This is a genomic window from Rheinheimera sp., assembly GCF_037442525.1.
Lineage (GTDB): Bacteria > Pseudomonadota > Gammaproteobacteria > Enterobacterales > Alteromonadaceae > Pararheinheimera.
In genome coordinates this window covers 17663-39036 of sequence record NZ_JBBIQD010000020.1, presented here as the reverse complement: position 1 = coordinate 39036, position 21374 = coordinate 17663, and the positions used below count along the sequence as shown (strand labels likewise).

At 53.0% G+C, this 21374-nt stretch carries 19 protein-coding genes; 5 read left to right on the top strand and 14 right to left on the bottom strand.

Going from position 1 to position 21374, the window contains the following annotated elements:
- A partial coding sequence (locus tag WKJ03_RS17980; RefSeq protein WP_337843630.1) for a TusE/DsrC/DsvC family sulfur relay protein occupies positions 1-143 on the top strand: 143 nt, incomplete at its 5' end.
- 231 nt (positions 144-374) lie between these two features.
- On the opposite strand, the gene WKJ03_RS17975 is transcribed toward WKJ03_RS17980, so the two are convergent.
- From WKJ03_RS17975 to fadR, 3 genes are all read right to left on the bottom strand, one after another.
- Complete coding sequence (locus WKJ03_RS17975) at positions 375-980, bottom strand: NAD(P)H-dependent oxidoreductase (RefSeq protein WP_337843629.1); 606 nt, start codon at positions 978-980, stop codon at positions 375-377.
- Between the two features lie 138 nt (positions 981-1118).
- Positions 1119-3356 (bottom strand): aminotransferase class V-fold PLP-dependent enzyme, encoded by a 2238-nt coding sequence (locus WKJ03_RS17970; protein WP_337843628.1) that lies wholly within the window; start codon positions 3354-3356, stop codon positions 1119-1121.
- Positions 3357-3496: 140 nt separating this feature from the next.
- A complete protein-coding gene (gene fadR, locus WKJ03_RS17965; protein ID WP_337843627.1) occupies positions 3497-4216 on the bottom strand; it encodes a fatty acid metabolism transcriptional regulator FadR in 720 nt (239 codons plus the stop codon).
- 244 nt (positions 4217-4460) lie between these two features.
- On the opposite strand from fadR, the gene dsbB reads away from it, so the two are divergent.
- Positions 4461-4994, top strand: a complete 534-nt coding sequence (gene dsbB, locus WKJ03_RS17960; RefSeq protein ID WP_337843626.1) for a disulfide bond formation protein DsbB — start codon at positions 4461-4463, stop codon at positions 4992-4994.
- A 52-nt stretch (positions 4995-5046) separates the two neighbouring features.
- Here dsbB and WKJ03_RS17955 read toward each other — a convergent pair whose 3' ends face one another.
- The 6 genes from WKJ03_RS17955 to prmB all read right to left on the bottom strand — a co-directional run bounded on the left by WKJ03_RS17955 (position 5047) and on the right by prmB (position 10553).
- On the bottom strand, positions 5047-5664 hold the full coding sequence (locus tag WKJ03_RS17955) for an FKBP-type peptidyl-prolyl cis-trans isomerase (protein ID WP_337843625.1): 618 nt from the start codon (positions 5662-5664) through the stop codon (positions 5047-5049).
- A 103-nt stretch (positions 5665-5767) separates the two neighbouring features.
- On the bottom strand, positions 5768-6043 hold the full coding sequence (locus WKJ03_RS17950; protein ID WP_337843624.1) for a YfcL family protein: 276 nt from the start codon (positions 6041-6043) through the stop codon (positions 5768-5770).
- Positions 6043-7170, bottom strand: coding sequence for an ATP-NAD kinase family protein (locus WKJ03_RS17945; RefSeq protein WP_337843623.1), 1128 nt, complete (start codon positions 7168-7170; stop codon positions 6043-6045). The genes WKJ03_RS17950 and WKJ03_RS17945 overlap by 1 nt, the downstream gene beginning before the upstream one ends.
- Positions 7171-7226: 56 nt before the next feature.
- Complete coding sequence (locus tag WKJ03_RS17940; protein WP_337843622.1) at positions 7227-8399, bottom strand: MFS transporter; 1173 nt, start codon at positions 8397-8399, stop codon at positions 7227-7229.
- A gap of 85 nt (positions 8400-8484) precedes the next feature.
- Positions 8485-9573 carry a chorismate synthase gene (gene aroC, locus WKJ03_RS17935; RefSeq protein WP_337843621.1) on the bottom strand — a complete coding sequence of 363 codons (1089 nt, stop codon included), beginning with the start codon at positions 9571-9573 and terminating at the stop codon, positions 8485-8487.
- 35 nt (positions 9574-9608) lie between these two features.
- Positions 9609-10553 (bottom strand): 50S ribosomal protein L3 N(5)-glutamine methyltransferase, encoded by a 945-nt coding sequence (gene prmB, locus WKJ03_RS17930; protein ID WP_337843620.1) that lies wholly within the window; start codon positions 10551-10553, stop codon positions 9609-9611.
- 35 nt (positions 10554-10588) lie between these two features.
- Between prmB and smrB the strand changes: the two genes are divergently transcribed.
- On the top strand, positions 10589-11116 hold the full coding sequence (gene smrB, locus WKJ03_RS17925; protein ID WP_337843619.1) for an endonuclease SmrB: 528 nt from the start codon (positions 10589-10591) through the stop codon (positions 11114-11116).
- A gap of 4 nt (positions 11117-11120) precedes the next feature.
- Here the strand turns inward: smrB and sixA are convergent, their stop codons facing one another.
- Positions 11121-11612, bottom strand: coding sequence for a phosphohistidine phosphatase SixA (sixA, locus tag WKJ03_RS17920; protein ID WP_337843618.1), 492 nt, complete (start codon positions 11610-11612; stop codon positions 11121-11123).
- A gap of 170 nt (positions 11613-11782) precedes the next feature.
- On the opposite strand from sixA, the gene WKJ03_RS17915 reads away from it, so the two are divergent.
- Together WKJ03_RS17915 and WKJ03_RS17910 are read left to right on the top strand one after the other, a co-directional pair.
- A complete protein-coding gene (locus tag WKJ03_RS17915) occupies positions 11783-14548 on the top strand; it encodes an insulinase family protein (protein WP_337843617.1) in 2766 nt (921 codons plus the stop codon).
- 67 nt (positions 14549-14615) lie between these two features.
- Positions 14616-16838, top strand: a complete 2223-nt coding sequence (locus WKJ03_RS17910; protein WP_337843616.1) for an EAL domain-containing protein — start codon at positions 14616-14618, stop codon at positions 16836-16838.
- Between the two features lie 55 nt (positions 16839-16893).
- On the opposite strand, the gene WKJ03_RS17905 is transcribed toward WKJ03_RS17910, so the two are convergent.
- The 4 genes from WKJ03_RS17905 to fadI all read right to left on the bottom strand — a co-directional run bounded on the left by WKJ03_RS17905 (position 16894) and on the right by fadI (position 21262).
- Entirely contained in the window at positions 16894-17244 is a 351-nt protein-coding gene (locus WKJ03_RS17905; RefSeq protein ID WP_337843615.1) for a DUF413 domain-containing protein, read from the bottom strand.
- 213 nt (positions 17245-17457) lie between these two features.
- Positions 17458-17652, bottom strand: coding sequence for a hypothetical protein (locus WKJ03_RS17900; RefSeq protein WP_337843614.1), 195 nt, complete (start codon positions 17650-17652; stop codon positions 17458-17460).
- Between the two features lie 173 nt (positions 17653-17825).
- A complete protein-coding gene (fadJ, locus tag WKJ03_RS17895) occupies positions 17826-19952 on the bottom strand; it encodes a fatty acid oxidation complex subunit alpha FadJ (protein ID WP_337843613.1) in 2127 nt (708 codons plus the stop codon).
- Entirely contained in the window at positions 19952-21262 is a 1311-nt protein-coding gene (fadI, locus tag WKJ03_RS17890; RefSeq protein WP_337843612.1) for an acetyl-CoA C-acyltransferase FadI, read from the bottom strand. The genes fadJ and fadI overlap by 1 nt, the downstream gene beginning before the upstream one ends.
- Positions 21263-21374 lie beyond the last annotated feature (112 nt).

The following is a 21374-nucleotide window of genomic DNA, read 5'->3' as shown; positions in this document are numbered from 1 at the left end:
TTCGGTTACTGGTGAAAAGCATGGGGGAAAAACTGGGGCCGGACAAAGGCAACAGTAAATACCTGTTTTTATTGTTTCCGGAAGGGCCAGCCAAGCAGGCGACCCGTATTGCAGGATTACCCAAACCGGCCAAGTGCCTGTAAACACATCGCCGAAAAATGCTCCTGCCATTTCGGCATACCGTACGTCCTGTACATCGCCGAAAAATGCTCCTGCCATTTCGGCATACCGTACGTCCTGTACATCGCCGAAAAATGCTCCTGCCATTTCGGCATACCGTACGTCCTGTACATAAAAAAAGCCACCGCGAGGTGGCTTAAGGGAATGGCTGCATCAATGCAGACAGGAACAAGGTTTACAGCACGAGCCGCCGTTTAAGCGGCAACGGCTGGTGCCAGCTCAGCCAGGCGGGCTTTGGCTGCGGTCAGCGCCTTTTCTGCACTTTCGGCGCCCATATTCAGGCCTTCGGCATAGACAAAATGAATGTCCTTCAGACCGATAAAGTTCAGGAAACTTTGCACAAAAGGCGTCTGTGAGTCGGCCGGAGTGCCCTGATACAAACCACCACGGGTTGCCAGTACAATCACAGGCTTATCGTCCAGCAGGCCAACGGGGCCTGTTTCAGTGTATTTAAAGGTGATGCCAGCCCGGGCCAGGCGGTCAAAATAGGCTTTTAACTGGCTTGGAATGCCAAAGTTGTACATAGGGACACCAATCACAATGGCATCTGCCTTTTTCACTTGGGCAATGGCATTGTCAGACAAAGCCGCCAGCGCTTTTTGCTCTGGAGTGCGGTCGGACTCAGGCGTCATCCAGGCTCCGATTTCAGCCATCGCCAGGTGTGGGTAGCTGTCTTGGGCAACGTCCAGTGTCTCCAGGCTGAACCCAGCCGGTAACTGCTGCAGGAACTGCTGAGACAGTTGAGTGGATTGACCTTTGTCGCCGCTGATTGAACTGTTGATCACAAGAATGTGTGCCATGTTTTACGCTCCTCTGAGTTGATAGGCACAGATTAACTTGTATTTTTTAGATAAAAAATCAGAATAAAACGCTAGATTGATTCCATTTTTTAGAAAGGAAATGCCGGAATAAGCCCGGCATTGCGTACAAGCCAGGGCTCAGGCCAACAGTGCCACGCCGCCTTTCAGGTTATACACCTGCTGATAACCCGCCCGAGCTAACACTCTGGCCGCCAGCAGGCTGCGGTTGCCAGAGCGGCAGACCAATAAGATGCTTTGTTGGCTGTTCAGCTGGCCCTCGCTCAGCCGCTGCACCAGGCACGACAAGGGCACATGTTCAATCTGATGATCCGGAATGTAGCTTTCCAGCGCACCGGCCACCTGCTCATAGGTTTCCCGCACATCCCAAATTTGCAGATCCCGTTGTTGCTGGAGCAAAGACTGCAACTCATGGGGACTGATCAGTGCCTTGGCATCGGACGCGCTGACTTCCACCACACCACAAAAATGCTTTTGTTGTTGCTTCAGCCACTGGTGCTGCGCAGACAGTTGCTCTGTCCAGCTGTCACAACAATCCGGTTGCTGCAACAGGCTGTGCAGTACAGGTTGCTCCTGCAGGATCAGATCCCAGCGGGTAAAAAAGCGTTGGGCGTAATCGTGGCTGGATAACAGCAGGGTCTGTGGCTGCAGCTGCTGTTGCAACAATTGCAGGCTCTTTACAAAGTCGGCCGCATTGCCGCCGGGTAAATCCAGCCGACCTGTGCCGCCTGGCAGAATTAAATCGCCGGTAAAAGCAAACTTCTGCACGCCCTCTTCATCGACCATGACAGTGACTGCCTCCGGGCTATGACCTGGGGTTGGCAGGCGGCGCAACTGGTAACGCCCCATTTGCAATCTGGTTTCCCCCTGCGGCCAGCCCAGAACATCCACCTGCTCAGCGCCGCAATAGCTGGCCAGCAGCGCGGCCAGTTCAGGCCGGGCCGAGGGGTGATCCTTGTGCAGATGAGTGTCCAGAATAGCGCAGACCTGCAGTTGATGGCCCTGCACCAACTGGGCAATTCGGCTGGCCAGGCTTTGTACCGGGTCTATCACGACCAGGCTTTTCGCGTTGGCGTCCACCAGCAGGTAACTGCATAAATCTTCATGTTTTAACTGGATTAAGCCATCAACAGGCTGCAAATCGGTACTTTGTGCGTCGCTGACCACCAGGCAACAGCTGTCGACCACCGACTTGAGCGACCTGATACGCTCGCAAGCCGCCAGGCATTCCTGCTCTGTCATGGCCGGGCCAAAAGACAACCGCACAGCCCCCTGCGAGCGCCATAATTCCAGGCCCATCGCATTAAGCACAAAGCTGCTGGGGATTTTCGAGCTGCAGGCAGAACCAGCGCTGACGCGGATAGCTGCGGCGTCAAATAAATCCAGAATGTCTTTACTGGCAAAACCCGGCACCGAAAAATTCAGTGTGGTGGGCACCACATGAGGTGCATCACTGTTAAGCACCAGATGCGGAAACACAGTTTTCAGCGCTGCCAGCAGGTGGGCGCGGTACTGCCACAAAAGGTCGCTGCTGACAAAATAGGACTGCTCTTTATTCAGCAACTGACGGAACACCGCATTAAGCGCTGCAATACCTGGTAAGTTTTCGGTGCCGGAGCGCAAGCCGGCTTCCTGACCGCCACCGGCCATCAGAGGCAGGTAAGGCGCGCCAGAGCGCTTGTACAAAAAGCCGATGCCTTTGGGGGCATACAGCTTGTGGCCACTAAAAGGCGCGTAATCCACCCCCAGTTGCTCCAGCTGCAAGGCGGTTTTCCCCAGTGCCTGCACACAGTCGACCAGCCACAGCGGCTGAGACGCCCCTCCTTTGATCAAGGCTGATAAAGCAGCCAGGTCCTGCATGACACCGGTTTCGTTGTTCACCGCCATAGTGCAAATCAACGCACAACGCGGCAGCTGTTCGCGGATAAAGTCCAGGTCCAGCAAACCATGCTGATCGACCGGAATGGCTTTGATTTGAGCATTCAGCCCCAGCAACTGATTCCAGTGCTCCAGACTTTGCGGCACGGCTTTATGCTCTGTCGCACCGTACAGCAATAATACAGGCCCATTGGTATTCGCCGCCCGCGCCGCAGTCAGTGCTGACAACACGGCCACCTGAATGCCTTCGGTGGCACCAGAGGTAAAAACAATATCGCCCTGCACGGCCCCTGTCAGTTCCCGCGCCAATTGCCTGGTTTGTTCTAATTGAGCTTTGGCTTTAATGCCTGTGGCATGACTGGAGCTTGGATTACCAAAACTCTGTTGCATCGCATACTGAGCGGCCGCTGCTGCACAGGCTAAGACGGGAGTGGTGGCATTGTGATCCAGATAAATTTCCGGATTGGGCAAAGCGGTCATTCTGAGCACCTTTATATAACTAATGGTTATATTGATATAATAGGAATGATAAACCAGAGCCAAAAGCAAGGACAAGTGAAAAAACAGCATGGTTCAGGTAAAAAAAAACCGCCAGCACGGCGGTTTTTTTTAAAAGAATGTTATTCCACTAAATCTTTGGGGATTTGTGAACGTAAGCCGGACCAGATAATACCGCTTTCTTTACCGTATTTACGCACGGCAAACACGACTTCATCGTGTTTACCTGCTTCGGCGTACAGTTTTAACTGTTTGTAATACTGACGCGCCAGCTCACGGGCTGCTGGATTGGAAAAGTAAAAACGCGCAATTTTGTTATACAGACCACGGAAGCCGTTCAGGATCAACACATAAATACGGTTGGATGAATGCAGCGCCAGTTCGTGGTTCAGGTTGTAATCAAACTCAGCAAAGGCTTCCGGCGTGTCTTCCAGCTGCTCAGCTGCAGATAATGCCGCGATCACCTGCTCTTTGTGAGTTTTAACCGCACCGCGGATATAGATAGCACTGATATTGGTGCGCGCAGACAGCAATTCGTTCACCAGATCAGGCATCTGATCTTCGTCCAGCCGCGCCAGCGTTTCCAGAATATTCAGGCCTGAAGTTTCCCAAAAATTATTGACTTTGGTCGGTTTGCCATGCTGGATGGTCAGCCAGCCGTCCCGAGCCAGACGCTGCAACACTTCACGTAAGGTCGTACGGGTCACACCTATCAATTCAGACAATTCACGCTCAGCCGGCAAAATTGAACCAGGGGCGAACTTTCCGTTCCAGATCGACTCAACGATATACTCTTCGGCAAAACCCGCCGGGCTTTGAGCTTTAATCAGATTCATAGTCATGCAATATGGCCCGCAATCATTGTTATTATGGGAAAACGGCACTGATTGTACCAGAGGTGCGGCAGTTAACAAGCCGGGTGTATAAAATAGCGTATAGGCAGAGCAAAGCCTGGCGGCAAGCCGTCAAAAAACCCGTTCGAACAGGCATTTGGCGGATCGTCACAGACATCGGTTGTGTTTGCCGTTGATTTGCTCTAGATTGAGCCCATAAAAAAAATTTGTTCGAACAAACAAAGGGATCCGAATGTTGGTGATTCTGGCCAAATGGTCAAAACAACGCTGGGCTTGGGGCCTGTTGGCGTTCTCTGCGCTGGTGCTTTTACTGGCCGCTCTGTATTTTCAGTATCAGATGAATTTAGCCCCCTGCATGTTGTGTGTGTATGCAAGAGCCGCCTTAACAGGTGTGCTGCTGGCCGGGCTGATTGGAATGCTGTCCCCGAAGAGTGGTCTGGTGCGCAGTATCGCCTGGTTGTTGCTGGCGGCCTCTGTCGGTTGGGGCCTGTTCAACAGCCATGAACATGTGCAGGTTGAACTGCTGGTGCAATCCGGTGGTTTGTACACCTGCAGCCTGTTTCCGGAATTCCCGCTGGGTTTACCACTGGACAGCTGGTTGCCTGCCGTATTTAACCCGACAGGTATGTGTGGTGAGGTGGCCTGGTCATTTCTTGGCTTATCGATGCCCGAATGGACCCGGATTATTTTTGTGATCTACAGTCTGTTAAGCCTGATGCTGCTGTTCAGTCAGTTTAAGAAAGTGAAATACAACCCCTACGATTAGCAGCAATAAAAAAGGGCCAAACGGCCCTTTTTTATTGCGCGTCTATCCGGCCTCAGCCAATGATATCCAGCAGCTCTACGTCGAAAATCAGCGCGCTGAACGGACCAATTTTTCCACCGGCACCCCGCTCGCCATAGGCCAGCTGATGCGGGATGTACAAACGTAATTTGGTGCCCACTGGCATCAGTTGCAGCGCTTCTGTCCAGCCAGCGATCACTCCGGATACCGGGAATTCGGCTGGCTGCCCACGGTTGTACGAACTGTCAAACACAGTACCGTCGATCAGGGTGCCGTGGTAATGGGTGCGGACTGTGGATGCACGCGTTGGTTTTTCACCCTTGCCCTGCACCAGCACTTCGTACTGCAGACCTGATTCTGTGACCGTAATGCCTGGTTTCTTGGCGTTTTCCGCCAGGAAAGCTTCACCTGCAGCGGCCAGCGCTTTGGATTGTTCAGCTTGCTGAGCTTCCATCCGCTCGGTGATCACAGCAAAAGCCTGGCGGATTTGCTGTTCAGTCACTTCAGGTTCATCGCCCTGAAAAGCGGCCGCCAGACCTGCGGCTACAGCCAGAATATCCAGCCCGTCAAAAGGATTGTCAGCCAGCTGCTGACCCATCTGCAGACCAATACCGTAGCTGGCATGCTGCTCAAGAGTAGTAAATTTAGTCATACGACCTGCTTATGTTTAAGGCGAAAACGCCTGGTTGTGACTCGACCCCTGTCCTGTGTATGGTCAGGGTATATAGGTCACGGTTCAACCCGGTCACACCGGATCACGAAAGTTGTTGCACCTGCGCCCACAGCCCCAGCACCAGCTGTTGGTCCTGTGCATTCAGTTCACCATTGGCAATGGCCTGCTGCAGGCTCTGATCGATATCTGCTTTTAATTCATTCAGTGCAAAAGCCTGCTCTGCGACTTGCCGCTGCCCTATGGCCAAATCCACATGACCACGTAAATAGCCACTGGCAAATAATTCGTCGTCGCTGGCTTTTGGCACCAGCGCATCAAAAAAATCCGCCACCCTGCCAATAAAATTCTCAACCTGCACTAGTCGTCCTCCAGTCCGAGACGGTACATCACATAATCGTTATAACCGACCAGCACAGGGATAAGCCCCTGCAGCTCATGGTCCAGTCTGGCGTCGCCGGTGTCGGCCAGCAAAGGCCGGCCTGCCAGTTCTTTTAGTTTGCTTTTCGTCGCAATCAGCCAAATATTGTCACGGCCTATGGCGCGGATCACTGCCGGGCTTAATTGCTGGTTGCCGCGGCCAAACACATGGCCCTGCCCGCCAATTAAGGTGATCACCAGTTTGCAGTCATGGCCCTGCACCAGCTCAAGCAGTTGGCTGGCCGTGACATCTTTGGCAATCAGCTCGCCGTTTTCCACCACGTCAACACCGAGCAAGGTGTTCTCCAGCCCCAGCTCCGCCATCACCGCAGCCACAGTGGAACCTGACCCCATCACATAACGGACATTGGCATCCATTTGCGACACCACATAAGCGGCCAGGTCATCCAGCACCAGCGCTTCCACTTCTTTGCCGCCGCTTTTTACGTTCTGCACATAACGCAATTCGGCCGGAATACGCATTTCGCCATAACGCCGGGCTTTGACCACGCCCTGGCGAAATGCCATTTCATCGATATCCATCACCGGCGCTTCGGTCAGCGTCACCAGCTCCCCAGCCACCAGCTGGGCTATCACTTTACCTGCAGCGGCCGGGCTGATGGCATAAACCCCGGAGTGAATTTTACAACCGGCCGGAATACCCAGCACAGTGGTTTTATCCGCCACCACAGTGCAGATATTGCGGGCGGTACCGTCACCGCCGGCAAACAGCAGCAGGTCGACCCCTGCTTCGGCCAACGCCTGTGCCGCCGCTTCGGTATCCAGCGCCGAGGTGTCGGTTTGGGCCGGGCAATAACAGATACGGTACTGAAAGCCCATTTCTGCAGCCAGGGTTGCGCCCATGGCGCCGGCCACAGTGTAAATCTCCAGCTGTTCAATAAAAGGCAACAAAGGTGTCAGCGCCTGACGGGTTTTTTCTCCGGCCATAGGCACAGCCCCTAACGCCAAAGCTTGTGCCACCACCCCATCGCTGCCTTTGAGCGCCACAGCACCACCGACACCGGCCACAGGATTAATAATCAGACCTAAACGAAACCGACTCGCCACCATCACCTCAGGCTGTACTTACTTTCAGCTGGCGCGCATTGTACTCAAGTCTGCCCTTATTGCCCAGTCACAGCCTGCACAGACTCCTGCCTACGGGGCAAGGTCCAGGCCAGATAACAGGCCGCTGCCGCCGCTACAGCACTGGCGCAAAAGGTCAGCGTAGAGCCTGCCCCATCGGCCCAAATCAGACCGGCAACATAAGCGCCTATGGCACCGCCGCCACCGTACACCAAGCCGGCATACAAGGCCTGACCCCGGCTACGCTGCTGCGGTGGGAAAAAATTCTGCACAAATTGCATCGCAGCGCTGTGGGCCAATGCAAAACTGGCGGCATGGAAAGTCATACTGAATGCCAGCCAGTACCAGTCTGCGGCCAGAAAAGCCACCATCAGCCAGCGCAGCACCGTGATGCCGTAACAAAACACCAGTAATTTGCGGTAATGCACCCGCTGCAATATGCTGCCAGCGAAGAAAAAAGCGACAATTTCTGCCAGTACGGCAATGGCAATCATCAAACCTGAGAAGCTGCCGCTATAGCCCAAATCGCGGCAATACAGCATAAAAAAGCCATAAAAGGGCGCAAATCCCAGCTGCATCAGAAAGGTGGCGCCCATAAAGGTTAAAAAGGTTTTATGCCGGAATAAGCTGCGAAAACGAATGCTGGCGGCTTCAGTCTGACTTTTAATGGAAAAAGAAGGTAACAGCCATAAAGTCCAGAGCAATAAGACCAAAAAGACGCTGGCCGACCAAGGCAGAAACTCACTGCCAAAGTGCTGCAATAACCAGCCCCCCAGCATCACCACCAGAATGTAGCCCACGCTGCCAAAGCTGCGGATGCGGCCATACACTTTGTTGTCGTTCTGCAGAAAGTGAAATGCGCTCACTTCCAGCTGCGGCAAAATGGCGGTCCAGAATAAGCTGTACAATGCCATGGCGGCCACCAAAGGCCAGTAGCCTACGTCAAAGTAGCTGACTCCCCAGCCCAGCCCAGCCAACACAGCGCCCAACCGCATCACAGATACGGGGTCGCCACGACGCTCCACCACCATGGCCCAGGCGCTCGGCCCGACAATACGGGCGGCGGTCACAATGGCCAACAACACCCCAATCTGGTAGGAATTAAAGCCCCGGCCATCCAGGAACATCGGCAGGTAAGGCACAAAAATACCCAGCACGGCGAAATAGGCAAAATACGCCATGCCAAGTTTGGAGCTGTTGGTCAGTTGCATGTTCAGGATTCAGAAAAGAAAAGCGCGCTATTGTAGCGCGCTCCTCATCAGGCAACCAGACAGCTGCACCGGGTTATTTGTCTGCTTAACGCAGCGCAGGGGTACTGACCTGCACATCGGCATTCTGCGCACGGTGACGCAAAAAGTGGTCCATCAGCACTATAGCCAGCATAGCTTCAGCAATAGGCACAGCCCGGATGCCCACACAGGGGTCATGCCGGCCTTTGGTGATCATTTCGGTTTCTTCGCCTGAGGTGGTAATGGTTTTACCGGCAATACTGATGCTGGAGGTTGGTTTAAGTGCAATGCTGACCTGAATGTCCTGCCCGCTGGAAATACCCCCCAATACACCACCGGCGTGATTGGCCGTAAAACCATCCAGACGCAGTTCGTCACGGTGGGTGGACCCACGTTGCTCAACCACCGCAAAACCGTCGCCCACTTCCACCGCTTTCACGGCATTGATGCTCATCATCGCATGGGCGATGTCGGCGTCCAACCGGTCAAACACAGGTTCGCCCCAGCCAACAGGCACACCGGACGCCACCACACTGACGCGGGCTCCGACAGAATCGCCGTCTTTTTTCAGCTGGCGCATGTACTCATCCAGCGCGTCCAGTTTGGCTGGATCGGCACAGAAAAATGGATTGGTTTCCACCGCGGCCCAATCGACCAGGTCCAGCTTCACCGGCCCCAGTTGCGCCAGATAACCGCGAATTTCGACACCAAACCTGGCTTTGAGATACTGTTTGGCAATAGCGCCAGCCGCCACCCGAATGGCCGTCTCCCGGGCCGATGAACGGCCACCGCCGCGGTAATCGCGCAGGCCATACTTGTGCCAGTAGGTGTAATCAGCATGGCCCGGACGAAACAGGTCTTTGATCGCCGAATAGTCCTGCGAGCGCTGGTCGGTATTTTCAATCAGCAAGCCAATAGAGGTGCCTGTGGTGTAGCCTTCGAACAGACCGGACAAAATTTTTACCACATCCTCTTCACGCCGGGCCGTGGTATAACGGGAGGTGCCAGGTTTGCGTCTGTCCAGCTCGTGCTGCAGTGCGTCCAGGTCCAGCTGAAAACCCGGCGGCATACCATCGACAATACCGCCCAGCGCCGGCCCATGGCTTTCACCAAAAGTCGTCACCTTAAACAACTGGCCTATCGAGTTACCTGACATCCCCTTTATCCTCTTATCCGAAAAACTCTGACTGACTAATTAAACAACGCCTGATGCGCAACAAGATCCGCTTTGCTGATTGCAAAAACACCATGGCCGCCCTGTTCAAACTCCAGCCACTCTAAAGGCAGCTCCGGGTACAACTGGTCCAGCGCCGCCATACTGTTGCCCACTTCACAAATCAGCCAGCCGCCATCATTAAGCTGAGCTGCAGCCCCCGCCAGAATGCGCCGGGTCAGTTCCAGGCCATCGGCGCCGGATGCCAGCCCAAGCTCTGGCTCATGGTGAAATTCCGCAGGCAAATCCGCCATGTCTTCGGCATCCACATAAGGCGGGTTGGTGACTATTAAATCGTAGGTCATGCCGGCCAGCGCTTCGTAGCCATCCGACAAAACAGGCACCACCTGATGCTCCAGGCCATGCATTTCAATATTGTGAATGGCGACATCGAGCGCCTCTTCGCTGATATCCACTGCATCCACTTCAGCAGCCGGAAACTGCTTGGCGCAGGCAATGGCAATGCAGCCGGAGCCTGTGCATAAATCCAGAATGCGCCGCGGTGCTTTTTCTGCAAACCAAGGCGTAAAACGGCGCTGGATCAGCTCACCAATAGGTGAACGTGGCACCAGTACCCGCTCGTCGACATAAAAACTCAGGCCACAAAAATAGGCATGATGCGTCAGATAAGCCGCCGGAATGCGCTGCTCAATGCGGGCTGCGAGCAGTTCACAATAGGCACGGGCTTCGGTGCCGGTGATCCGGGTTGGCAGAATATTGTCGGTAAGGCGGTTTAAGTGCAGGCAGGATGCCAGCAAAATTCCGGCTTCGTCCCAGGAGTTGTCGGTGCCATGGCCAAAATAGATATCGGCGTTGTTCAGCTGGCTGACACCCCAGCGCAACCAGTCATGAATGGTCTGCAGCTGTTTTAAGGCTTCATCAACCAGTGCAGGTTCCAGGGCTGAATTCAGAGCTTCTGTCATTGTATTTTACTCAGTGCTTTAGGTAGACTGCCGCGATGAAAAAGACGCCCCCCATAACCGACGAGGATATCCGGCTGTTCCGTGACGCGGTCAGCGGAGCCAAACCTCTGCCTCAGGACAGTCATCTGCCGGAGCGGCCAAAGCGGCGGCCGAAGAAGGCTGTCACTTTAGCAAATAGCAGTCCGGATAGCCATTTGTTTTATTTTTCAGACCTGTATGAAGGGGTGTTTCCGGACAGTGGCGCCTTGTCTTTTTTTCAGCCCGGTGAAGACCCTCACCTGCCGAAACGGCTGAAACGCGGTGAATTTCAGCCAGCCGTGGTGCTGGATTTACACGGCTTAACCCAGGAAAAAGCCAAAGAAGAGCTGGCTGGGTTATTGGCCTATTGCCAGCAGGAGCACCTGAACTGCGCCTGCATAGTGCATGGCAAAGGTCTGGGCATTCTGGCACGGCGGGTGCCGAACTGGCTGGTCCAACACCCCAATGTACGGGCTTTTCATACGGCTCCGACCGAATGGGGCCGGGACGGTGCTTTATTGGTGTTGCTGAAGACACCGCAGTAACAACTCAGACCGAATGCTGAACCAGTTGCACCAAGGCCGGACTGGCATACTCCAGCAACACCCCATGGCCTGGCTTGAACTCAAGACACGCCACACCGGCAGTGTCAAATATCGGCGTCTGGCCCTGGCGGGTAAAGGCTTCGACCAAAAAACTGACCAGTGGCATATGAGACACCAGCAAAATACGTTGGTCCGGCTGTTCGCTCAGCTGCATTTCAATAAAATCCAACACCACTTGAGCATTGCCTTCAGGCACCAGATCGGTATTGGTTTGCACCGGAGTCAGTGCCAGCCCGGCTTCCGCTATCAAAGCCGCGGTTTGCTGGGTACGGCGATAAGGGCTGGCGTAAATACAATCAAAAGCACTATAGTGGTGCTGTAGCCACCCGGCCATTTGTTGTACTTCGCGGATCCCCGCATGGGTTAATTGTCGTTCGCTGTCGCTACTGTACTGCGGCTGTGCTTCACCATGCCGCATAATAACCAGATTCACCATTGCTGCTACCAGTTACAACTTCGCGCTCGCCGCGAAAAGAGTGCGCTATGATAATGAAACTTAGCTTGCTCGGTAACTGCCAATAAAGCATAAAATGACGTTATTATATTCCTATTAGCTATGATGAACCGTCGCCTTCAGTTTTTACGGTTCCGGACACGAGGCCTGTTTTGAACGCACAGTCACTACTGCAAAGTCCCAACGATAACCGCCAGTTTCTCGCGCTGACTTTGAGCAATCATTTAGCCGTTTTATTGGTGCATCAACAGGATGCGGAGAAAAGTGCGGCGGCACTGACGGTCAATGTTGGCCATTTTGACGACCCTTTTGAACGTCAGGGGCTGGCGCATTTTCTTGAACATATGTTGTTTCTCGGCACCGAAAAGTACCAGGGGGCCGGTGATTACGCCCACTTTATCAGCCACCACGGCGGCAGCCATAATGCCTGGACAGGCACCGAACACAGCAGCTTCTTTTTTGATATAGACCCGGACTATTACGACGAAGCGCTGGACCGGTTTGCCGATATGTTTAAAGCACCACTGTTCCATGCGGATTACATTGAGAAAGAACGTCAGGCCATTGAAGCCGAGTTTTCACTGAAACTGAAAGACGATGGCCGGCGGATTTATCAGGTTCACAAAGAGACCGTCAACCCGGCTCATCCCTTTGCCAAATTTTCGGTCGGCAATTTATCCACGCTGGCCGATACCGCAGAACAAAGCCTGCAACAGGCTGTGCAGCAATTTTTTCGTCAGCATTATGGCGCGCGTCGAATGACTTTGTGCCTGGTGTCCTCCTTACCGCTGGAGCAGATGCAGCAGCTGGCTGAGCGCCATTTTGCCGCCATTCCAGACCATGTGGCGCCCAAAGCCCCGCTGACCGAACCTTTGTATCTGGATGAACAGCAACGTATTCAGCTGTCGATCGAACCGCATAAACACAGTCAACGGCTGGTGGCCAGTTTTGCACTGCCCGACATTCAGCCACTTTATAAGTACAAACTGATTTCCTTCCTGGCGCATTTATTGGGCGATGAAGGGCCAGGCTCTTTACTGTCGATGCTGAAACAACGGGGCCTGGTCAACCAGCTTAGTGCTGGCGGAGGCATAGACGGCAGTAATTACAAAGACTTCAGTGTGTCTTTTGAGCTGACCCAGGCGGGTCTGAATGCCTGCTCGCCAATACTGCAGCTGTTATTTGGTCAGATTGCGCTGCTGCGTCAGTCGCCTTTCCCGTTAAACCTGTTTCTGGAGCGCCAGCGCCTGGTGCAGTGGAGCTTTTTGTATCAGGAGCCGAACACAGCCCAACAAACCGCCTGTGATTTGTCGGTTAATATGCAGCACTACCCGGTGCAGGATTATCTGTACGGCGATTACCGGATGGACTTGCCCTCAGAAACCTTATACCGCCAGCTGCTGGACTATTTCAGGCCAGACAATCTGCGGGTGATGCTGATTGCACCCGAACTGCAGACCGACAAACAAGCACGCTGGTACCATACCCCTTACCGGGTGGAAAAATTAACTCAGGCTCAACTGGAACAACTGGCCAATGCCCAGCCGGCTTTGGACGCATCGCTGCCCAAACCCAACCCCTATCTGGTAGAAACGCTGGAATTGCTGCCTGACAGTCAGCATCAGAGTGTACCGGAGCTGTTGCTGGAACACCCCTCGCTGCGCCTCTGGTTTAAAGCCGATACCGAGTTTCATACCCCTAAAGGCCATGTCTTTGTGCAGCTGAATTTGCCACACAGTATTGCTTCTGTTGGCGCCATGGCGCAGACCCGGCTCTGGCTGGAACTGTTTCAGGACCTGATTAACGAAAACCTCTATGCAGCGACCACAGCGGGCCTGACCTACCATTTGCATGTGCAGAACAATGGGCTGAGTGTGCACTGCGCCGGTTTGGCGGGCCATCAGATCCGCTTAATGCAGGATATTCTGCAACAGCTGCAACAGTGCAGTTTCACTCAAGACCGCTTTGAAGAAATTCGGCGTCAGTTGGTACGGCACTGGCAGAACCACAGTAAAAGCAAACCTGTGTCCAAATTATTCAGTCAGCTCTCATCCTTATTACAGCCCCTGAACCCGGATATTGAACAACTGGCTGCTGAACTCAGTGCAGTGCAGTTCAACGAATTCCAGCAGTTCCACCAGCAGCTGCTGAGCCAGGTGTCACTGGACGCCTTTATGATTGGTAACTGGCCACGCTCTCAGGCCCAGGCTCTGACGTCTGTACTAAGCCAGTTTTTACAGAACCTGTCCAATGGCCCTTTCCTGCCAAGGCAACGTTACAGCACCGCCAATATAGGCCCGGTCTGGCTGGAGCAGCAGGTGGAACACAACGATCAGGCGTTGATCATCTATTTGCCTGCACAGCAAAAAACCGCCACCCAGATGGCGTTGTTTATGTTGGCCAATCATTTGCTGGCACCAGAGTACTTTCATGAGCTGCGCACCGAGCAGCAATTAGGGTATCTGGTCGGCACTGGCTATGTACCGATGAATTTGCTGCCCGGCATTGCATTTTATATTCAAAGCCCGGCAACGGCATGCAGCACTTTGTATCAGGCCACTCTGGATTTTTATAAAAACTTCCTGTCGGAGCTGGAACAACTGACCCCGGACGATTTTGAACAGATGAAACAAGGCTTGTTAACCCAAATCCGGGAACGGGATGCCAGCCTGGCGGCCCGCGCCAAACGCTTTTGGCTGGCAATTGCCCAAGGCGATCACCAATTCCATTTACAGCAGCAGATTGAATCGGCGCTGCAGCACTTGCCGCTGGGCGATTTCATCGCGTTTTTCTATCAGTTATTGGCACCTGAGTACGATGCGATTTTCCTTGCCACCGGGCCAGCACCGGCACACAGCCACCTGAAAGTGCAAAATGCCAGCGATTGGCATCGACAGTTAGAGTTGCAAAAGGAATAGTTTTGACAGTCTGTTAGAGTTTCGTTACTTTGGATTGTGATAACAATAAGAACGAGCAGTGCTGCAGGTGAAGTCTCCCAGTCTTGTTTTGCTTTTGCTAAGCCCTTTTCCGGCGCTGGCCTCTGGCTGGCTGCTTATTCAGCCGTATTTACTCCCTGTGGTCTCCGTACTTTCCATTATGGCATTGGTGCTGGCACACCTGAGCCTGGTGCGGATGCGGCGTTACCAGCACCGTCTGGAACAAAGTGAAGAACGTTTGCGCTTATCCTTGTGGGGCAGCGGCGATGAGTTATGGGACTGGGACATAGAACAAGGCCAGTTGTACCGTTCCAGCTCCTGGCACCAGCCGCTGGAAAAACCAGACAATGCCCAGCAGTTCCCTCCGAACAAATCTGAAATTCACCCGCAGGATTTAGACAGGGTGACCCGCGCCCTTGAACAGCATATTCATGGTATTACGCCTATTTTTGAAGCCAGCTACCGGATTAAAGCTGCTGACGGTCAGTGGCTCTGGGTGCTGGACCGCGGCAAAGTGGTGCATCTGAACGAAGAAGGCAAAGCAGTCCGGATGACAGGTACGCTGAAAAATATTCAGCAGTTAAAAGAAACCGAAGAGCGGCTGGGTTTATTTGCCCGTTGTCTGGAAAATATCTCTGACGCTGTGCTGGTCTGTGACACCAATTTTGTCGTGGTGGAAGTGAACCCGGCGTACCAGAACATTACAGGTAAAAACCGCGAGCAGGTGCTACACCATCTGTTCGAGTTGCCGCTTTACCCAGCCCGTTTTTTACATGAAATTCGCCAGACCCTGTTTGAACAGGGTTACTGGTCAGGGGAAATTGAAGAGAAACGTCAGAATGGCGAAATTTTCCAGGCCGAACTCAGCTTTGATGTGATTCGGGACGACGAAGGCATGGTCCAGCAGTTTGTCGCCGTGATGTCGGACATCAGCGAGCGTAAACGTCGTGAAGCCGAATTGAACCGTCTGGCCGATACCGACACCTTAACAGGCTTGCCCAACCGCTCCCGTTTTTCCAATCACCTGACGCAACTGGTCAGAGAGCAGGTGCCGCATGCACTGCTGGTGTTTGATTTGGATAACTTTAAAAAGATCAACGACTCGCTGGGCCATGAGCTGGGCGACACCCTGCTCTGCCGTCTGGCGGAGCGTTTAAGCCACTTTACCCGCTTCAAAGCCAAGCTGTACCGCTTAGGCGGCGATGAATTCGCCGTGGTACTGGAAAACACCAATGATATTCACAGCATTACCAGTCTGGCGAAAGAGCTGTTAAAGCAAATTAACCAGCCGTTTTTTATCGAACAACACGAACTGGCAATTACCAGCAGTATTGGCATTGTGATGTACCCGGAAGACGGCCTGGACCCACAGGCACTGCTGCGAAACGCCGATACGGCTATGTACCACGCCAAAAATGAAGGCGCCAACCGTTACCTGTTTTTTAATGATTCGATGAACAAACTGGCGGTGAAACGCCTCCAGGTGGAGAACCTGATCCGCCATGGTTTGAAAGAAGATTACTTCTCAGTGTTTTATCAGCCGAAGATGGACATAGTCACAGGTCAACTGGTCGGTATGGAAGCGCTGGTACGTTTTATTACGCCGAAAAAAGGTGTAATAAGCCCGGCTTCCTTTATCCCTGTGGCAGAAGAAACAGGCCAGATTGTCGAGATTGGCGAAGTGGTGTTGCAGAAAACCTGTGAAGATGTGAAACGCTGGATTGATCAGGGCCTGTTTCATGGCCGGGTCGCCGTCAACCTGTCTGCCAAGCAGTTTATGCTGCCATTTTTATGTGAACAGATAGACGATATTCTGCAGCGCTCTGAACTGCCCTCCTACCACCTGGAGCTGGAAATTACTGAAGGCACGGTCATGCAGTCACCGAAGCTGGCCATAGATACTATGAAGAAGCTGCGTGCCCGCGGTATTCATCTGGCGATGGATGATTTTGGTACTGGCTATTCGTCATTGGCCTACCTGAAGCAATTTCCGCTCAATACGCTGAAAATCGACAAAGCTTTTGTCGATGATATGACCTCAGCCCGCGGCCGCAATATGGTGGATACCATAGTCACCATTGCACACAACCTGAATCTGACCGTAGTGGCTGAAGGGGTGGAAACTGCCGAGCAATTGCAGCAACTGAAACAGTTACGTTGTGAAATTCTACAGGGGTATTACTACAGCAAGCCTTTATCTGCCGCTGAGTTCGCCGCCTTCCTGAAGCAACAAAAACAACAGAAACCTAAACTGGCCGCCGTACAAGCATAAGCGGCATCGGCGTTATCGCAAAAAACAGCGATTAAAAAAGCCCTAACGGGCTTTTTTAATCGGCATCGCTGCTGTCAGCGAAAGAGAAATCGTCACTGCCATCGGCAATACGCTTTTTGCCAAATACAGTATGGAATTTACGTTTTTCTCCAACACGCTGCTTGTATTTGACCCAGACTTTTTCATACTGACTGGCTGCTTCCGCTTCGCCTTTGCAGACGTCCAGAAAACGTTTCTCTTCGTCGTTAACTGGCTGGCGGCTGCCTTGTTCTAACTCTTGCATGGCGATGCCATGTTTCTCCAGCAAATTACCTTCTGCCAGAGTAAAGCGCCCGGACCTGGTAAATCCCTTTGGGAAATTACGGTCATCGAAAAAGCGACGGGTAGCGACAAAACTTTGCTGCATCACTTTTTACCTCTAATGTCGTTAATTTACAGCTGTCCCAATGAAACTGTGCGCAGTATGGTAAACAAAATCAGACTCGTCAAACAAAAATTTGGCTTTGTCAAAAGATTTCAGAGAGGCAGGAACAATGAGGGAAAAGACGTGCAAAAAATAACCGCAACTGACTGAGTTTTAGTAAGTTTTAGCTGGCAACCTGCGGTAAAAACTGTTGGATTAACACTTAAACCGCACCTTGCTGGCATAGGCACGTTTCAACGTCAGGCGTTTATGGCTGTGAAAAAAAGGCAGAACCAAAGGACCAAAGCACAAGGCCGCCAGCGCCCAGCGCCGGGCCGCCATGCCAGTACGCAAAGCCGCAATATAACAGGCCGCAGCACTCGTCAAACTAGCCAGCAAGAATACCAACACAGACACCTCCGGTAAAAAATCGTGCGCAGTATACCAAGATAGCCCGGCCGTTGCGGCTATTTTTTACTCAAAAAATACAGTTGTTTTGTTTTGCACCCGTTCCCTGCCGTTTTGCAGAAAAACAAAGCCAGCAATTCGCTGGCTTTGTTGCGTATTAAAGACGTGCCAGGCTGTTAATAGAAGGTCTCTGCCCGCTCTGCTTTGTCCAGCAACAACTGGCAAGGGGCAAAACGGCTGCCGTGTTGTTGCTCAAAGCTGCGCAGGTGCGCCACCAGGGTTGCCGCGCCCATCTGGTCAATGTAACGGAACGGACCACCGTGGAATGGTGGGAAGCCGATACCAAAAATGGCCCCTACGTCCCCATCACGGGCGCTGCTGATAATACCCTCTTCCAGACAACGCACCGCCTCGTTCAGCATCTGCACCGTACAGCGCAGCGCAATTTGATCCAGGCTTAAACGTTCCTGCGGGTTCAGACCCAGCAACAGGTACACAGAAGGGTCGACCTGCTTTTTGCCTTTTTTCGCTTTGGCACCATAGAGGTAAAAGCCTTTTTCACTCTTACGGCCTTTACGGCCATCGGCCATCAGCTTGTCAAAGGCGGCAGGTGCGACAAAACGCTCACCCAACTCTTTGGCCAGAATGGGGCTGATTTTGGCGCCCACATCAATACCCACTTCATCCAGCAAGGTGATAGGACCCACCGGGAAGCCAAATTTCACCAGCGCTTTATCCAGCTGCTCTACGGGCTCGCCTTCCAGCAGGATGTTGGCCGCTTCGTTCATATAGAGCGCCAGAATACGATTGACATAAAAACCAGCCCCGTCTTTGACCACTATAGGCGTTTTACCCTGTTTACGGGCAAAGGCTACTGTGGTGGCGATGGTTTCTGGCGAGGTTTTGTCATGGGCAATCACTTCCACCAACGGCATTTTGTCGACCGGAGAGAAGTAATGCAGGCCAATCACATTTTCTGGCCGCGCCGCTTCGGCCGCGATCTGACCTATAGGCAACGAACTGGTATTGCTGGCAAACACAGTGTGTTCGCTGCAGTGCTGCTCAATGTCCTTGACCATCTGACGTTTTAAATTCAGATCTTCAAATACCGCTTCCACCACCAGGTCGACATCATGAAAACCACTGTAATCTGTGGTACCGGTCAGCAACGACATCTGCTTTTGCAGTTCGGTTTTGCTGATAAAACGGCGATGGAATTTCTTCTCCAGCAGGCTGTAACTGTATTTCAGTGCATTGCTGATGCCGGTCTGGTTAATGTCTTTAATCCGCACCGGAATACCGGCTTTGGTGGCCGTGACATTGGCAATACCCCCACCCATCAGGCCGCCCCCTAAAATAGCCGCCTTTTGCACTTTGCGTGGTTTCACATCGCCGGCACCTGTTTCTTTTTTCATCGCGGTTGTTGCGAAGAAAATAGAACGCAGCGCTTTGGACTCTGCCGTCATACAGAGCTCACCAAAAGCTTTGGCTTCGACATCCAGGCCTTTGTTAATGCCACCGCTTATCCCGGCTTCAATCGCCTCCAGGATTTTCAGCGGCGCCGGGTAATTGCCATGGGTTTTCGCCAGCGTTTGCTTTTTCGCCTGCGAAAACAGGATGGAACGGCCGAATGGCGTTTTTTCCAGCACTTTGCCAACCAGGTTCAGTTTCACCTGACGTGCTTTGGGTTTGCCTTCCAGCGCCAGTTTCACAGCCGCTTCGAGCAGAATACTTTTTGGCACCACCGCATCCACTAAGCCTGCTTTTTTGGCCTGGGCTGCACGCAACTGCTTGCCAGTTAAAATCATGTCCAGTGCTTTTTGAATACCGACCAGACGAGGCAACCGCTGGGTACCGCCAGAACCAGGCAACAAGCCCAACTGCACTTCAGGCAAGCCCAACACCGTTTTATTGTCTGTGGTGGCGACCCTTTTGTGGCAGGCCATTGCCAGCTCGAGACCACCGCCCAGACAAGGGCCGTGAATGGCAGCAACCAAAGGCACAGGCAAAGCTTCCAACTGGTTAAACACCTGCTGGCCCATACGGCCAATGTCTTCGGCCTGCTGCGCTGTGCTGCAGCCATCCAGCATGCTGATGTCGGCACCGGCAATAAAGGAGTCTGGCTTGCCAGAGATAATCACCAGGCCTTTGATGTCTTTATTGCTTTTGATTTCACTCAGCAGCTCTTTGATCTCATCAGCAAAGGCGGCTTTGAGCACATTCATGCTCTCGCCCTGCACATCCATGCTAATCACGCCCACACCATCCGGACGGACGGCCAGGCTAAAAGTCGATGCAGTCATTAATCAGTCTCCAGAATCATGGCAGCACCCAAACCACCGGCGGCGCAGGCGGTGGTCAGCGCAGTCCCTCCACCGCGGCGTTGCAGTTCATTTAAGGTTTGGGTAATTAAACGGGTGCCGGTGGCGGCAAAGGGGTGGCCATAAGCCAGTGAGCCACCAATGACATTGAATTTGTCCATATCAATGTCGCCAATGGCGTCAGAGCGGCCCAGCTTTTCTTCGGCAAACTTTTTGCTGCCGAACATTTTCACGTTAGCCAGCGCCTGAGCAGCAAAAGCCTCGTGCATTTCAATCAGGGTTAAATCAGACAGCTTCATGCCTGCCCGGTCCAGCGCTATTGGCGTGGCATAAGACGGCCCCATCAGCATGTCATCCCACACATCGATGGCGGCAAAAGCGTAGCTGCGGATATAACCCAACGGCTTATAGCCGAGCGCCTTGGCACGGCTTTCCGTCATCATCAGTACCGCAGAGGCACCGTCTGTTAAAGGTGTGCTGGTGGCGGCGGTGACTGTACCAAACTGGCGGTCAAATACCGGTTTTAATTTGGCGTACGATTCCAGCCTGGAATCAGTGCGGATATTGTTATCCATCTCGAGGAAGGTTTTGTAGGGCTCGATATGCGCCGCCATCACTTCGTCTTTCAGCTTGCCGTCCGCCCAGGCCTGCGCAGCCAGACTGTGCGAGCGATGCGCCAGTGCATCCTGATCGGCCCGGCTGATGCCATGGGTTTTCGCCATTTGCTCAGCGGTGTCTCCCATCGACAAACCCGTAGTGTATTCGGCCACAGCAGGCGGTACTGGTAATAAGTCTTTCAGGCCCAGACGGCGGAATATCGCAAGTTTTTGGCCAAAGGTCTTGGCTTTATTTAAATCCACCAGCGCACGCGCTAATTTCTTGCTGACCCCAATCGGCAGCACTGAGCTGGAATCGGCACCACCGGCGATGGCAATTTCATGGATACCGGCCATCATGCCTTCCGCCACACTGACCACAGACTGGAAACTGGTGGCACAGGCACGGGTCACACTGAAGGCGTCGGTATGAATATTCATGCCGGTTCCGAGCACGATTTCACGGGCAATGTTCGGCGCTTCAGGCATTTGCACGACTTGACCATAGACCAGCTGATCTATTAGCTTGGGCGACAATTCGCTGCGGATCAGCAGTTCGTTGACAACCAGCTTGCCTAATTCCAACGCGGAAACGCCATGGAATTCAGTAGCTTGTTTGGCAAAAGGGGTTCTCAGACCACGCACAATCGCGATGCGGTCTCCCTGACGGGTCTTAAGTTCAATAGGCGCGGCCATAACTGTCCTCGAGTTGCTGATGTGGCTGTGTCTGAACAGGTCAGACCTCTAATTTGAATCGATTGTAACCACAGATCGGTGAAATTAAAACACTTGTTTTAAAGCCTGCAGA

Excerpts from the sequence above, each read along its gene's own strand:
- WKJ03_RS17975 (WP_337843629.1), bottom strand. The coding sequence starts at position 980 with ATGGCACACATTCTTGTGATCAACAGTTCAATCAGCGGCGACAAAGGT.
- WKJ03_RS17970 (WP_337843628.1), bottom strand. The coding sequence starts at position 3,356 with ATGACCGCTTTGCCCAATCCGGAAATTTATCTGGATCACAATGCCACC.
- fadR (WP_337843627.1), bottom strand. The coding sequence starts at position 4,216 with ATGACTATGAATCTGATTAAAGCTCAAAGCCCGGCGGGTTTTGCCGAA.
- dsbB (WP_337843626.1), top strand. The coding sequence starts at position 4,461 with ATGTTGGTGATTCTGGCCAAATGGTCAAAACAACGCTGGGCTTGGGGC.
- WKJ03_RS17955 (WP_337843625.1), bottom strand. The coding sequence starts at position 5,664 with ATGACTAAATTTACTACTCTTGAGCAGCATGCCAGCTACGGTATTGGT.
- WKJ03_RS17940 (WP_337843622.1), bottom strand. The coding sequence starts at position 8,399 with ATGCAACTGACCAACAGCTCCAAACTTGGCATGGCGTATTTTGCCTAT.
- aroC (WP_337843621.1), bottom strand. The coding sequence starts at position 9,573 with ATGTCAGGTAACTCGATAGGCCAGTTGTTTAAGGTGACGACTTTTGGT.
- prmB (WP_337843620.1), bottom strand. The coding sequence starts at position 10,553 with ATGACAGAAGCTCTGAATTCAGCCCTGGAACCTGCACTGGTTGATGAA.
- smrB (WP_337843619.1), top strand. The coding sequence starts at position 10,589 with ATGAAAAAGACGCCCCCCATAACCGACGAGGATATCCGGCTGTTCCGT.
- sixA (WP_337843618.1), bottom strand. The coding sequence starts at position 11,612 with ATGGTGAATCTGGTTATTATGCGGCATGGTGAAGCACAGCCGCAGTAC.
- WKJ03_RS17905 (WP_337843615.1), bottom strand. The coding sequence starts at position 17,244 with ATGCAGCAAAGTTTTGTCGCTACCCGTCGCTTTTTCGATGACCGTAAT.
- fadJ (WP_337843613.1), bottom strand. The coding sequence starts at position 19,952 with ATGACTGCATCGACTTTTAGCCTGGCCGTCCGTCCGGATGGTGTGGGC.
- fadI (WP_337843612.1), bottom strand. The coding sequence starts at position 21,262 with ATGGCCGCGCCTATTGAACTTAAGACCCGTCAGGGAGACCGCATCGCG.